Annotated in this window: 12 protein-coding genes and 2 pseudogenes; 10 read left to right on the forward strand and 4 right to left on the reverse strand. The window is 68.9% G+C overall.

Translation table 11 applies throughout. From position 1 onward, the window contains the following. Nucleotides 1-242 precede the first annotated feature (242 nt). The 3 genes from ACZ4O3_RS42575 to ACZ4O3_RS42585 are packed head-to-tail and all read left to right on the forward strand — an operon-like array spanning nt 243 to nt 4,345. Complete coding sequence (locus ACZ4O3_RS42575; RefSeq protein WP_467727799.1) at nt 243-2,342, forward strand: MMPL family transporter; 2,100 nt, start codon at nt 243-245, stop codon at nt 2,340-2,342. 45 nt (nt 2,343-2,387) lie between these two features. Then, complete coding sequence (locus tag ACZ4O3_RS42580; protein WP_467727753.1) at nt 2,388-3,659, forward strand: sensor histidine kinase; 1,272 nt, start codon at nt 2,388-2,390, stop codon at nt 3,657-3,659. Continuing rightward, on the forward strand, nt 3,656-4,345 hold the full coding sequence (locus ACZ4O3_RS42585; protein WP_467727755.1) for a response regulator transcription factor: 690 nt from the start codon (nt 3,656-3,658) through the stop codon (nt 4,343-4,345). Before ACZ4O3_RS42580 ends, ACZ4O3_RS42585 begins: the two co-directional genes overlap by 4 nt. A gap of 297 nt (nt 4,346-4,642) precedes the next feature. On the opposite strand, the gene ACZ4O3_RS42590 is transcribed toward ACZ4O3_RS42585, so the two are convergent. From ACZ4O3_RS42590 to ACZ4O3_RS42600, 3 genes and pseudogenes are all read right to left on the reverse strand, one after another. Beyond that, nucleotides 4,643-4,804 carry a hypothetical protein gene (locus ACZ4O3_RS42590; RefSeq protein WP_467727757.1) on the reverse strand — a complete coding sequence of 54 codons (162 nt, stop codon included), beginning with the start codon at nt 4,802-4,804 and terminating at the stop codon, nt 4,643-4,645. 127 nt (nt 4,805-4,931) lie between these two features. After that, nucleotides 4,932-5,108, reverse strand: a pseudogene (locus ACZ4O3_RS42595) (IS630 family transposase); the annotation flags it as partial. Next, nucleotides 5,105-6,043: pseudogene (locus ACZ4O3_RS42600) on the reverse strand (IS256 family transposase). The pseudogenes ACZ4O3_RS42595 and ACZ4O3_RS42600, both read right to left, overlap by 4 nt. Before the next feature lie 390 nt (nt 6,044-6,433). On the opposite strand from ACZ4O3_RS42600, the gene ACZ4O3_RS42605 reads away from it, so the two are divergent. The 5 genes from ACZ4O3_RS42605 to ACZ4O3_RS42625 all read left to right on the forward strand — a co-directional run bounded on the left by ACZ4O3_RS42605 (nt 6,434) and on the right by ACZ4O3_RS42625 (nt 10,831). Continuing rightward, entirely contained in the window at nt 6,434-7,414 is a 981-nt protein-coding gene (locus ACZ4O3_RS42605) for an NAD(P)H-quinone oxidoreductase (RefSeq protein ID WP_467727758.1), read from the forward strand. A 299-nt stretch (nt 7,415-7,713) separates the two neighbouring features. Continuing rightward, complete coding sequence (locus ACZ4O3_RS42610) at nt 7,714-8,199, forward strand: winged helix-turn-helix transcriptional regulator (RefSeq protein WP_467727760.1); 486 nt, start codon at nt 7,714-7,716, stop codon at nt 8,197-8,199. A 196-nt stretch (nt 8,200-8,395) separates the two neighbouring features. After that, nucleotides 8,396-8,680, forward strand: a complete 285-nt coding sequence (locus ACZ4O3_RS42615; protein WP_467727762.1) for a hypothetical protein — start codon at nt 8,396-8,398, stop codon at nt 8,678-8,680. Nucleotides 8,681-9,094: 414 nt separating this feature from the next. Next, the gene (gene lipB, locus ACZ4O3_RS42620; RefSeq protein WP_467727763.1) at nt 9,095-9,736 is read left to right on the forward strand and encodes a lipoyl(octanoyl) transferase LipB; all 642 of its coding nucleotides are present in this window, start codon (nt 9,095-9,097) and stop codon (nt 9,734-9,736) included. Nucleotides 9,737-9,898: 162 nt separating this feature from the next. Beyond that, nucleotides 9,899-10,831 carry an IS5 family transposase gene (locus ACZ4O3_RS42625; RefSeq protein ID WP_467727765.1) on the forward strand — a complete coding sequence of 311 codons (933 nt, stop codon included), beginning with the start codon at nt 9,899-9,901 and terminating at the stop codon, nt 10,829-10,831. A 9-nt stretch (nt 10,832-10,840) separates the two neighbouring features. Here the strand turns inward: ACZ4O3_RS42625 and ACZ4O3_RS42630 are convergent, their stop codons facing one another. Beyond that, a complete protein-coding gene (locus ACZ4O3_RS42630; protein ID WP_467621826.1) occupies nt 10,841-11,071 on the reverse strand; it encodes an e9imm peptide in 231 nt (76 codons plus the stop codon). A 353-nt stretch (nt 11,072-11,424) separates the two neighbouring features. Here ACZ4O3_RS42630 and ACZ4O3_RS42635 point away from each other — a divergent pair, with 353 nt between their 5' ends. Both ACZ4O3_RS42635 and ACZ4O3_RS42640 read left to right on the forward strand, forming a co-directional pair. Continuing rightward, nucleotides 11,425-12,198 (forward strand): enoyl-CoA hydratase/isomerase family protein, encoded by a 774-nt coding sequence (locus tag ACZ4O3_RS42635; RefSeq protein WP_467727767.1) that lies wholly within the window; start codon nt 11,425-11,427, stop codon nt 12,196-12,198. A gap of 5 nt (nt 12,199-12,203) precedes the next feature. Continuing rightward, nucleotides 12,204-13,439 carry a CaiB/BaiF CoA transferase family protein gene (locus tag ACZ4O3_RS42640; RefSeq protein ID WP_467727769.1) on the forward strand — a complete coding sequence of 412 codons (1,236 nt, stop codon included), beginning with the start codon at nt 12,204-12,206 and terminating at the stop codon, nt 13,437-13,439. Nucleotides 13,440-13,518: the final 79 nt, after the last annotated feature.

Genomic DNA, 13,518 nt, shown 5'->3' on the forward strand with positions numbered 1-13,518 from the left:
CCAGGTGCACGAGACCGTGAATGGTGCCCAGGCGGGTGTGCAGGGTGGGTTCTGGGGCCGGGTGGTGGTGAGCAAGAGGACCCGGACCGCCGGGTGTTCCGGTGTGTACTCCCAGGGGAGTAACAGGGCCTGTTCCGCACCCCGAGCAGTAACGTCGGGCTCGGTCCCGGGTCGGACGAAAAGGTGCCCCAGTGCCGGAAGCCTGGAAGTGATCAGACCGCCGGCCCGGAGGGAGGCCCATGATGGGGGCCCCGAGCACTGAGACCACATCTACCGCTGTGCCGCCGCCGACGCGAGGGCGGGGGAGGGGCCGAGGTGTCCGCGCGATCCCCTGGGCGGTGCTTGCGCTGTGGATCGCCGTACTGGCGCTGGCGGGCCCCCTGGCGGGCAAGCTCGGGGATGACCAGCAGAACCGGGCTGTGGACTACCTTCCGGCGAGCGCCGACTCCACGCGGGTGGCCCGGCTCCAGGACGCGCTGCCTGGCGGTGAGGCCACCGAACTCGTGGTTGTCTACCACCGCGACGGAGGGCTGACCGCCGCGGACCGGGACAAGGCCGCCGCTCAGCTCGCCGGTGTCGCGGGGGCGTACCGGCTCACCGGCGGCGCGCCGCGCGCCGTCCTGTTGCACGGGGACACGCTGCTGTACTCCGTGGCGAGCACGGAGCCCGGCCAGGACGACGGGGCCAAGGGAGCCTTCGTCGCCGACGTCCGTGACCGTGCCGAGGGTGGTGGCGGGCTGACCGTCCAGGTGGGCGGCCCCGGCGCGCTCGGCACCGACATGAAGGAGGTCTACTCCTCGCTCGACGGGCCGTTGCTGTGGACCACGGTGGCCGTCGTCGCCGTCCTGCTGATCCTCATTTACCGCAGCCCTCTGCTGTGGCTGCTGCCCTTGCTCGTCGCGGGCGTCGCTGACGCCGCCGCGATGGCCGGCGTCCACGGACTCCACCAAGCTTTCGGGATCACCGTCACCGGCCAGAGCCAGGGCGTGATGACCATCCTCGTCTTCGGCGCGGGCACTGACTACGCCCTGCTGCTTGTCTCCCGCTACCGCGAGGAACTCCGGCGCGTGCCGCGCCCGTACGACGCCATGCGCGCCGCGCTGCGCGGCTGCGGGCCCGCGGTCCTGGCCTCCTCCGGGACGGTGGCCGCGGGCCTGCTGTGTCTGCTTGCCGCGGACCTCAACAGCAGCCGGGGCATGGGCCCGATCGCTGCGGTCGGGGTGCTGTGCGCGCTGGTGGCGATGACCACCTTGCTGCCCGCGCTGTTGGTGCTGCTGGGACGCCGGGTGTTCTGGCCGCTGGTGCCTGTCTACGGAAGCGAAGTGCCGCGTCCGCGCGGCCTGTTCGCGGCGATGGGCGGCTCGGCCGCACGCCGCCCGCTGGCCGTGCTCGCAGGCGGCGCACTGCTGCTCGGCGCGCTGGCGCTCGGGACCCTGGCGCTGCCCGGCAGCCTGAAGAACGACGACGCCTTCACGAGCGTGCCGGAGTCGGTCGCCGCCATGCGCACCCTCGCCGAAGCCGACCCCGCTCGCTCCGCCCAGCCGATCACCGTCATGGCGCCCACCGGCCGGGCCACCGAGGTACTGGCCGCGGCCCGCGGCACCGCAGGCGTCGCGTCCGCCGAACGCGGGCGCAGCGGCGGCGGCTGGACGGAGGTGTCGGTGACCGCCGAGGCGCCGCCCGAGTCGCCTGGCGAGACCGCGACCATCCACGCCCTGCGCGCGGAACTTGATGGCCTCTACGGTGCCCACGTCGGAGGGCCGGGTGCCCAGCAGGCCGACCTGGCCGACACCAGTTCGCGCGACCGGTGGGTCGTCGTCCCGCTCGTCCTGGCGGCCGTGCTGCTGATCCTCGTCCTGCTGCTGCGCAGCCTCCTCGCGCCGCTGCTGCTCGTGGTGGCCGTGATCGCGGTGTGGGGTGCCGCGCTGGGCATCGGCGGGCTGGTCTTCGGACCGCTGTTCGGCTTCGAGGGCACGGACCCGGGGCTGCCGTTGCTGTCGTTCGTCTTCCTCGTGGCGCTCGGCGTCGACTACGGCATCTTCCTCATGCACCGGATGCGCGAGGAGTCGCTGGCGGGAGCAGCGCCGGCTGCTGCGGCCGTCACCGCACTGCGCACCACGGGCGGGGTGATCGCCTCGGCGGGGCTGGTACTGGCCGCCACTTTCTCGGTACTGGTCAACATGCCGTTGGTGTCGCTGGTCGAAATGGGCTTCGTCATCGCCGTGGGCGTCCTCCTGGACACCTTCCTCGTGCGCACCTACCTGGTCACTGCCGCGAGTGTTGCGCTGCGCGAGCGGGTTTGGTGGCCCGGGCGGCTGAGCCGGCCGCGCACAGGCCCGTGAACCCCTGTCTGTCCCGGTGCCGACCCCGTAACGGAAGATGGAGCCGTGTCGAGACCGTCACCCCTTCCGCCCGCCGTCCACGCGCACAAGGACGCCGCCCTCGCCCTGGGCGTGCTCGTGCTTCAGAGCGCCATGGGCGCTCTCCTGCCATCCGGGCAGGGGCACCGCCCGGACGCGGCGGGATGGGCGCTGCTGGTGGTCACCGCGCTCGTACTGGCGGCCCGGCGGCGGTGGCCGATGACTGTGATGCTCGTGATGGTCGCGGCCGTCGCCCCCTACCACGCCATGGACAACCTCCACCTGGCCGTGGTTCCGGCCAGCATGGCGGCGGTCTACGCGCTGGCGGTCGCCGGGCCACCGCCGCGGACCTACCTCACCGTGGCAGCAGTCGTCGCGATCATGGCCGGGGTGATGTCGGCGACACCTGATAGGCACGCGGCGACCGACATGCTGCGTAGCGGCGGCTGGGTGGTGGCGGTGGCACTGACCGGCGAGGCGGTCCGCATCCACCGCAAGTACGTGGCCGCCATCGTCGAGCGCGCCCAACGCGCCGAACGCACCCGCGAGGAGGAGGCGGCCCGGCGCGTCGCCGAGGAGCGGCTGCGGATCGCCCGCGACCTGCACGACCTGCTGGCCCACAGCATCACCGTGATCGGCGTGCAGACCTCGGTCGCCGCCCACGTGCTGCTCGCCGACCCGGACCGACTGGACCGGACGGCCGTCGCCGGGGCCTTGGACAACATCGCGGGCACCTGCCGCGACGCCCGGGCGGAACTGCGGGCCACCCTGCAGGTGCTGCGCGGCGACGACGAGCGCGGTCCGCTGCCGGGCCTGGACGGGGTCGGCGACCTGGCCCGGTCGGCGGAGGCCGCCGGGGTGCGGGTGGAACTGGCGGTCGCGCCCGGTGCGGACGGGGTGCCCAAGGCCATCGGCGCGGCGGCGTACCGGATTGTGCAGGAGGCCCTGACCAACGCGGTGCGGCACGCGGGCGGCGGCACCCTGGTCCGGGTCGGCCTCGCCCTCGACGCCGAAGCGGCGGCTCTGCGCATCGCCGTGACCGACGACGGCCCCTGTACCGGGACACAGACGCAGGTCCCGCAGCAGGACGGCAAGTGGCGGCCCTGGCGGGCCATGACCCCCGCCCGGCCGCGAGCGGAGGAGCCGGCCCCGGCCGGCTACGGCCTCATCGGCATGCGGGAGCGGGCCCGCAGCGTCGGCGGCACTCTGACCGTCGGACCCTGCCCGGAAGGCGGCTTCGCCGTCGCGGCCGTCCTCCCGCTCGCCGGCGACGGCGCGCTCGCGGGGGATCCGGCATGATTCGCGTCCTGCTCGCCGACGACCAGACCTTGGTCCGTGAGGCCTTCGCGATGCTGGTCGAGTCCGCCCCCGACATGCAGGTCGTCGGGCAGGCGGCCACTGGGCGGGAAGCCGTGGAGGTGGCCCGCGCCAGCAGCCCCGACGTAGTGATCATGGACATCCGCATGCCTGACCTGAACGGCATCGAGGCCACCCGGCTCATCGCCGCCGACGACGACATGGCCGGGGTCCGGGTGTTGATGCTCACCACATACGACAGCGACGACCACGTCGTGCCCGCGCTCCAGGCCGGCGCCAGCGGCTTCCTCGTCAAGGACACCCGCCCCGCCGAGCTCCTCGACGCCGTACGCACGATCGCCGCAGGCGAGGCGCTCCTATCACCGGGGCCGACCGCGCGGCTCATCGCCCGGGTGCTGCGCCTCCCGGAGGGCCCGCCGCCGGGCGCCCCGGCCCCGGAACGCCTCGCCGCACTGTCCGCACGGGAGCGGCAGGTGCTCACCCTCGTCGCGCGAGGCCTGAACAACACGGAAGTCGCCGGGGCACTGGACCTCAGCCCGCTCACCGCCAAGACCCACGTCAGCCGGATCATGGGCAAGCTAGGAGCCCGCGACCGCGCCCAACTGGTGATCGCAGGGTACGAGTCGGGACTGGTCGCGCCCGGCGGAACGACGGGGCTCAGCGGCTGATGCCCGCTCCGCCGGCGTCAGCGCACACGGCACCACCAGCACCCACTCCTGCGGTGCACTCCTCATGGCCCGCACGAACGACTCCCTGATCGACCCCCGCCGCTCCTTGTGCGACGTGGTCGGGAAACCGTCCGGGTAGTACTTCTATCGCCGCCTCGAGGATGGAAGAGTTCTCGACGACGGTCAGTGGGTGCGGCGCAGCCGGGGCGGGGTGCGGGTGAGATCGAGGAGGTTGAGGGCGGCGGGACGAGTCCATCGCCGGTGCATTTGCCGGCCAAAGTCGAACAGCTGGAACACTCATACCCGGGAACCCAAGGTGACCTTGATGTCGATCCCGCCGTCCCCGCCAGGTCCGTTGACCGACTCCACCCGTGCGGCCGCGTCGTAAACGCGGTGCACCACGGCCTCGACGATCCGGTCGAATCCCGGTTGTCCGATCCGCTCCCACTCAACCGCCACGACTGCTCCCGCCCGCGATGCCCTCGGGGAAGATGGTCCCACTCGGCACTGACAACCACCCACGACGCCGTGTACCGCGCGCTGGTGGGCAGTGGACGGTTCCCCTCCTCTCCCGTCAACAGGCTTACTACTGACCTTTTCGGGTTGCTTTCGGGTGGTCTGGAGTGAGGGTCAGGCCGGTCTCCGTGAGGCAGCCGTCGATGAGTCCGGGATGGCGCTGGATGTGGGCGAGGCCTCGGCGGAGTGTGCGCTCGAGGTGGTCGGGGTCGGTGAACGCGGTGTTGGCCATCCACCCCCGCCTCAGCTACTGGCCGTGAGCATGGTGGAACGCTGCCAGATTGCCCATGAGCAGGGGTGTGTACGCGTTGACCGTGCGTGTTGAACGGATGTGGCGGTGGCGTGCTGCGCCAGTTCCCAGCACCGTTCGGCCTGCCCGGAGAGCAGGGTGTTCACGGCGTCCGGGAGACCGGTCAGGCCGTCGCAGACCAGCATCAGGACGTCGGCCGCGCCGCGGTTCTTGATCTCGGTCAGGACCTGGAGCCAGTACTTCGCGCCCTCCCCGCCGTCGCCGATCCACAGACCCAGGATGTTTCGGTGTCCTTCGGCGGTAACCGCCACCGCCATGTAGACGGGCCGGTTGGCGACCTGCCCCTCCCTGACCTTCACGTTCACGCAGTCGATGAAGACGACCGGGTAGACGCGCGGGTTTGCGCGGGCGGCTCTGCCATTCCGCCATGCCTTCCAGGACCTTGTCGGTGATGGTGGAGATGGTCTGGCGGGAGACATCGGCGCCGTAGACCTCCGCGAGGTGGGCCTGGACCTCGCCGGTGGTCAGTCCCTTGGCGGCCAGCGAGATGACCATCTCGTCAGGCGCTTCTGCCGTTTCTTGACGATCCTCGGTTCGAAGGATCCGTCGCGGTCGCGGGGCACGGTCATCTCCACCGGCCCGACGTCGGTAAGCACGGGCTTGGAACGTTTGCCGTTACGGGAGTTGCCGCCGTTCTTGCCGACCGGATCGTGTTTGCCGTAGCCGAGGTGGTCGGTGATCTCGCCCTCCAGGGCGGACTCCGGCAGCCGCTTGGTCAGCTGCTGCAGCAGGCCGCCCTCACCGGTCAGCTGCAGACCCTGAGCCTGGGCCTGGTGCACCAACTCGTCGATCAACTGGTCGTCCACGGCCTTCACCGACACAGCCTTCACAGGCTCGACGGCTCCGGACTCGGACACGTTCTCACCGGTCATCGATGCATCTTCCATGATCGGGAGTTACACCGAACGTCTTACAGTCCCGTCCAGGCCGTAGTGGTGGGGGTGCTGGTGACGCGGTGTTCTGCCGCGCACCAGAGTCAGGTGGCTGTGGTTTCGACGCGCGTGGGGGAGGGGGAGCTGGGCCGTGACTGGATGTCGTCGGTTTGGCGGCGCCACCAGTCGGCTTTGTTGCTCTCGCCCACAAGGTGATGCAGGTAGAGGCAGTACGCGGCGGCAGGCTGTCATCGCCGGCGGTGTACTGCCTGTGGGTGCGGTGGACTTGGTCGCCCACTGCTTACTTGCAACGCCAGGAGACCCAACTGTAGGCTGGCTAGCGTTACCCCTAGTCAGGGGGTAGTCATCACTTGAGGAGTAACGCCCTTTATGTACGCGATCACGATTTCCGAACCCGGTGGCCCCGACAAGCTGGTATGGCGGGAGGTCCCCGACCCGGTGCCCGGCGAGGGCGAAGTACTGGTCGAGGTGGCGGCCAGTGCCGTCAACCACGCCGACATCCTGCAGCGCCAGGGCTACTACAATTTGCCGCCCGGCACCTCTCCCTACCCCGGCCTGGAGGCCTCTGGCCGGATCGCCGCGCTCGGCCCTGGCGTCTCCGGCTGGAAGGTCGGCGACGAGGTGTGCGCGCTGCTCAAGGGCGGCGGCTACGCCGAGAAGGTCGCCGTTCCGGCCGCTCAGCTCCTTCCCGTCCCCAAGGGGTTGAGCCTCACGCAGGCCGCCGCACTGCCCGAAGTGGTCGCCACGGTGTGGTCCAACGTGTTCATGATCTTCAAGCTGCGTGCCGGAGAGACCCTGCTTGTACACGGCGGCTCCAGCGGTATCGGCACCACAGCCATCCAGATCGCCAAGGCGCGCGGCGCTAAGGTCGCCGTGACCGCCGGCAGCCAGGAAAAGCTCGATCGGTGCGCCGAACTGGGGGCGGACATCCTGATCAACTACCGCGAGCAGGACTTCGTCGCCGAGATCAAGGAGGCCACCGGTGGGGCCGGCGCCGATGTCATCCTCGACAACATGGGCGCCGCCTACCTCGAGCGCAACATCCAGGCTCTCGCCAGCAACGGCCGGCTGTCCATCATCGGCCTGCAGGGCGGGACCGCGGCCGAGCTGAACCTGGCCGCCCTGCTGGTCAAGTCCGCCTCGATCAGCGCGACCTCGCTGCGGGCGCGGTCGGTCGCCGAGAAGGCGGAGATCTTGGCCGCCGTACGCGACAACGTGTGGCCGCTGGTGGAGGCTGGTCAGGTGCAGCCGATCATCGACCGCGAGCTGCCGATGAGGGAAGCGGCCGAAGCCCACCGCATCCTGGAGGACAGCACGCACGTCGGCAAGGTGCTGCTGGTCACGTCCTGAGGGACCGCCGCCCCTCGGGGCGGCATCGCGGGCGTTCGCGGTTGGCCGCCATGCTGCTGTGTTGTGTCGACGTGGTGGATGTCAGGCGGGCTTTCCATGGCCGGCGGCCTGGCGGTCGGCCGTCAGTCGGTCGGCCACATTCTTCGGACGCCGACAACGGGTCTCCCGCGCCGACAGCCGATGCACGGCAGGCGCGGGTCGGCCCAGCGGGAGCGGATGTCCTGCGTCTCGCATTCCGACTGCGGCCACGACGACAGCCTTGACTTAGGTCAACTGCAGTCAGCTATATCATAGATGTCATGACTCTGCCCCTTGACGAACGGCTGGCGCCGCTCGACTGGTCTCGCGAGAACTGCTCGATCCGGCGCACCCTCGATCTGCTCGGCCCCCCTTCCTCGATGCTCGTGCTGCGCGATGCCCTGTACGGCACGCGGCGCTTCGATCAGTTCGTCGAACGCCTCGGCATGTCGGAGACGAGCGTCGCCGCGCGGCTCAAGCACCTCACGCGGGCGGGGATGCTCGAACGCCGACAGTACCGGGAACCCGGCAGCCGCCCCCGCGACGAATACGTCCTCACACAGCGGGGTGAAGACCTCGCCCCGGTGCTGATGGCCCTCCTGCAGTGGGGCAACCGCTACCTCCAGGACGACCCGGCACCCCTCCATCTCGTCGACGCCGAAGGCAACCCCGTCCAGATGACCTTCCAGCGCGAGGACGGCAGCACGGTCGCACCGAAGGAACTCCACCTCCGCTCCCGCGAGGACCCCGAGAGGACCTCACGGTGACGAGGTGTACGACCCAGCACCTCGCTCGACGGGCACCCCGAGGTGGCAGGTCCGGCGAGGGCGTACGGTCCGTGGCAACCGGCCAGGACACTGCGCGGGCGACTTCGCCGACCGGAGCGTGACGTACAGAGGTCCGGCGTCGGGCGGGCCGGACAGCGGCTGAGGAGTCGGCCGCATCCAGGGCCGGCTGTACTGGGTGGCCGACTCCAACTACCAGGCGATGTTCCTGACCACACGCGACGGCGTCGTGCTCATCGACGCGATGCCCACCCTCGGGCACAACCTGCAGCGCGCCGTCGACGAGACCGCCGCGGCGAACGGCAGGCCCCGTAAGCCGACGGGTTCGGATCGCACGGTGATGTTCGTCCCGACCGCGCCGCTCGGCACCACCCAGCTGCCGGAAAGTATGCAGGTCAGTGCTACGTCCCGGCACCTGGACATGCAGGTCACCGCTGTCGTCGCGACGGATTCTATACCTTGAGGCATATATATTTACGGTAATCTGGATCCATCTCGGTCGGGGCTGACGGTCGCGAGCGGACGATCACGTTTCTGAGCTTGTGGATGACCTGTCCTGCCTGCTCCCCGCTTGACGGAGTGCGAGTGACCGCTGAAGACGTCGTGGAGCTATGGCTTGTGTTCCCGACGTAGACACCGAGAGCAAGACGGGGCTAAGCCGACTTGGGGTGCCTCGGTGACCTGCAGAAAGAGAAAAGTGCACCACACCCAGCCGGACATCGGCAGAGCGGAGCACGGAGGAACGACGGGGCAGGCTGCCCGTCGGACACGCATTGCTGCGACGTCGGCGCCGCAGCAGGCGACGCTCGCTTTGGTCTCCCTCGTTCACCGCGCCTTGACGGTCTCTCGAATGGTCTAGGCACTAAAGGAGTCGATTATGGACAATAACGGGCTGGAGCGAATCGATTTGGGTGAGATCCCCTACGTCGAGGCAATCGAGCAGATGGGTACTTGGGTTTGCCAACGGCAGGAGGGGCTGATCCCGGATCGGCTGGCGTTCCTCACCCATCCATCAGTGATCACCTATGGCCCACGGACGCCGCGTCACGAACTGCCGGTGCGATCCGGGATCCCTATGGTCGAGGCTGACAGAGGCGGCCAGGCGACCTACCACGGACCCGGGCAGCTGATCGGCTACCTGATCGTCAACCTCCGCGAGCGCGGCCCAGGGGACATCGTGCGCTGGCTGGAGAAGGGCTTGATCAATGCGCTGAGTTCGTTGGGCCTGCAAGCCGTCCGACGAGACACCCCTCCCAAAGCGCAGAGTCTGGTCGGGATCTGGACACCGGAGCACAAGAAGGTCGCCTCGATCGGCATGAGGATACGCGGCGGGGTGACAAGTCACGGGTTCGCTTTGAACATCGCACCGGATCTGGCCGCGTTCTCCACCTTCACAGCCTGCGGACTGCCCGAAGTCGCCATGACCTCACTTGCGGAGATGGCCGCTGCGACGGGAAAGGCCGCGCCTACCGAAATAGCGGTGCGAGACGCCGTAGCCGCCGTTCTCGGGGCAATCTGAGCGGTCAGGATCGACCCGGCATCGCCCGGAGGCCTGATTCTCCGTTCGGCTGACGCTTCGGCTGTCCTTGGGTTGGATCGTCTGCCTGTCCGGGCGATGCCGCTTGGCGTGTGGAGCTGGGCGATCATGTGACCGCCCCGTGCCTGGGTCGTTGTTGTGGGCATGGGGCGGGGCGATCTGACAGATGCCGAGTGGGAACGGTTGCGGCCGTTCCTGCCGGTGAGCAATGGACGTTGTGGCCGATGGCGGGATCATCGACAGGTGATCGATGGGATCCTGCACCGGGTTCGGACCGGAGTGCAGCGGCGGGATCTTCCCGAGCGGTTCGGCCCCTGGAAGACCGTCTATGAACGCCACCGGCTGTGGTCGGTCGACGGGACGTGGGAACGTCTGCTGCAGCAGGTCCAGGCCGCTGCCGGCGTCGCGGGCGAGATCGACGGGGGACATCTCGGTGGACTCCACCATTGTGCGGGCCCATCAGCACGCGGCCGGTGCCCGGACCGACCCGCCGCCGACGCCCGCGTCAAAGGGGGCCGAAGCGGCAGAACACCAGCGCGAGACACCCTGGCAAAGCCTGCTCGCCCGGCTGGTGGAGGTGGTGCAGGAGGTGAGGGCCTGGGCCGCTCGCGGGGCGGGTTCACCAGCAGACTCCACCTGAGCGCGGACGGCCGTTGCCGCCCGCTTTCCCTGGTCGTCACCGGCGGACAGCGGGCAGACTGCACTCAGTTCCAGACGGTGCTGGCGAAGATCCGCGTTCCGCGGGTCGGTGTGGGCCGGCCCCGCACGAAGCCCGACAGCATCGCGGCCGACAAGGGATACAGCAACCGCTTGTGCCGCGAGTACCTGCGACGCCGGGGCATCCGGCACACCATCCCGGAGAAGTCCGACAGCCGGGCGGCCCGCCTGCGTAAAGGCTCACGAGGCGGACGGCCACCCGGCTTCGACGAAGATCGGCACAAGAAGTGCAACACCGTCGAACGAGCGATCAACAGGCTGAAGCAATACCGGGCCGTGGCCACTCGCTATGACAAGCGCGGGTACGTCTTCCTCGGCACCGCAACCACCGCAGCTCTGCTCATCTGGCTTCGGAGTTGAGTCCCGGTCTCACAAGGCGATTGGCCGATACGCCAGGGCCTGATCGACTACCTCATCAGCCGAAAGCTCCCGCTCCGGCGGCCAGAAGATCAAGTCGCTGACATGACCTGAGGGGCATGCCAGTGCTCTGTCGAGCCTGTCCAGCCAGCCGTCCACCTCGTCGTCTGAGGCGTAGTCCGCTTGCATGATCCGCTGCACGAGCGCGACAGCATCCGCGCGACTCATCTCCACAGCACTCATCAGGTCCCTCCGTCGAGTCACTCTAAGGGGACCCGTGATCGCCCGGACAGCTCCTAGTCGAGCTCGTCGGCTCGCCACTCGACTGTGCGCGGCGTTCGGTGTGGGCCGCATGCCATGACCCGGGCCTTGGCGAGGCGTGTTCTATGCGCAGCACACAGCGCCCGCGAACCGTCGAGTGCGGCTACAAATTCCGACCAAGGTCATCCACCCTCTCGGGCTAGTCGCCGCGTTGACATGTATGCCTACCTACATATAACTTCGCGTTCGGCAGTTGTAAGCGAGAAAGGGGTGAGCTGGAGATGACTGAAGAACTGGCGAACGTGAATGGCGGCCAGTCAACGGACGGACAGCCCATGGGTGACGACGCGGTAATCATGCGGAGCATGGACGGCCCGGTAGCGGTGCTGACGATGCGACACAGGCCGCACAACTTCCTGGGGCAAGTCCTGGTGGACGCGCTGCTGGAGAGCCTTCAGTGGGCCCATGAACAAGGCGCGCGGGCCGTCCTGCTCCGCAGCGGACTGCGGAACTTCTGCGCCGGCGCTGACCTGACCCTGTTCGAAGACCTCGACGGACAGGAGCCGGACGTCGACCGGATCGGATTCGTGCACGCGTTCGACGAGCTTCCGATTCCCATCGTGGCCGAGGTACGCGGTGTCTGCGTGGGCGGTGGATTCGAGCTGGCCCTGGCATGCGACATGATCGTGGCCGGCGAGTCGGCGAAGTTCGGGTCGGTCGAGGCGACAGTGGGACTGACCCCGCTCTCGGGCGCCGTTCAGCGGATCGCGCAGCGCGCCGGTGCCGTCCGGGCCAAGGAGATGGCCATGCTGGGCCGCCGATACGACGCGCGGACCCTCGAGCGATGGAACATCGTCAACCGGGTCGTCGCGGACGACCTGCTCGACGACGTCGCACTGTCGCTGGCCCAGGAACTGGGCCACGGACCCACTGTCGCGCACGCCGCCACCAAGGCGGTCGTGTCATACACGCTCGAGCACGGTGTCCGGGCCGCGGACGAGAAGATGGCCGAGCTGCAGCGCGGCGTCTGGTCCTCACACGATCTGCAAGAGGGGCTGGAATCGGCCCGCACCAAGGGCCTCGGCTCGGCTCGATTCGAAGGCAGGTGAGTCACATGGCCCTCCCTCTGCACGGACTGCGCGTCATCGACTTCACCCGGGTCCTGGCCGGACCGCACGCCGGAAAGCTTCTGCTGGATCTGGGCGCCGAAGTGATCAAGATCGAGCCCCCGTCGGGAGACGTGTCCCGTCTCTCCTTCCCGGAGCAGGGAGCGATCAGCGGTTACTACGCACAGCAGAACGCCGGCAAGCGCAACATCAGCATCGACCTGAACGTCCCCGAAGCGCGGCGGATCGCCCTCGAGCTGTGCGACACGGCCGACGTCATCATCGAGAACTTCCGACCCGGGGCACTGGGATTCTTCGGCCTGGACTACGAGTCGGTCTCGAAGCGGAACCCACGTGTGGTCTATGTGTCCATGAGCGGCTACGGGCAGCACGGACCATGGCGCAACAGGATGGCGTACGCACCCACGGTGGAGGCCGAGACCGGCTTCACTGCGAACACGCTGCGCCACTTCGGACTCGCCGACGGCGACCAGCACAAGACGGACCCGCTGTCCCACGCCGATGTCTACACCGGGCTGCACGGGCTGGTCGCGGTGCTCGCCGCGCTGAACCACCGTCACGCGACCGGGAAGGGACAGTACGTCGATGTCGCCATGGCGGCGGTCATGACGTCCGTCAACGAGCGTACGCACTACGACCTCTCCGGCATCGACCTCGGCGCCGAGCCCCCGATCCTCGGGGCGGCGGACGCCAACTTCTTCATCAGCCCGGAAGGGCGCGAGTTCGTCATCGCCAGCAGCCTGGTGAGCAGCCTGACCTTCCCGTTCTACCTGAATGCGATGCGGCGGCACGACCTTGCGGACGATCCGCTGTTCCGTACACCTGAGCTGAGGGCCCGGCACATCCACCGGCTGCGTGCCATCGTGCAGACCTGGATCTACACCTTCGATGACATGGCCTCGCTCGACGCGCAACTGGACGAGGCGAAAATGGCGAGCGGATACGTGCGGGCGTCCGAGGAGTTCGCGAGCGGTGAGTGGGCCCGCTCCTGGCCCGCTGTCCGGGACGTGCCCGACCGGGCAGGCGGCCAGATCACCATCCCCGCCTCGCCCTGGCACTTCGGCAGCAACGACGAAAAGCCCGGGTCGGTCGAGCAGGTCCCCGCTTTCCAAGGCGAGCACAACCGGGCCATCCTGAGTGAGCTCGGTTACGAGGAGGACACGATCGCCGATCTGCTCGCGAAGGGCGCCCTGGTGGAGCCGGACCGCGAAGTGGTCGAGTGACCGGGCAGCGAGCACACCGGCCGCCGCACGACCCTGAGATCGAGGTGCCTGCGCCGTCGTCTCCCACGGCGACGGCGCA

The organism is Streptomyces sp. NPDC026515 (assembly GCF_055567595.1).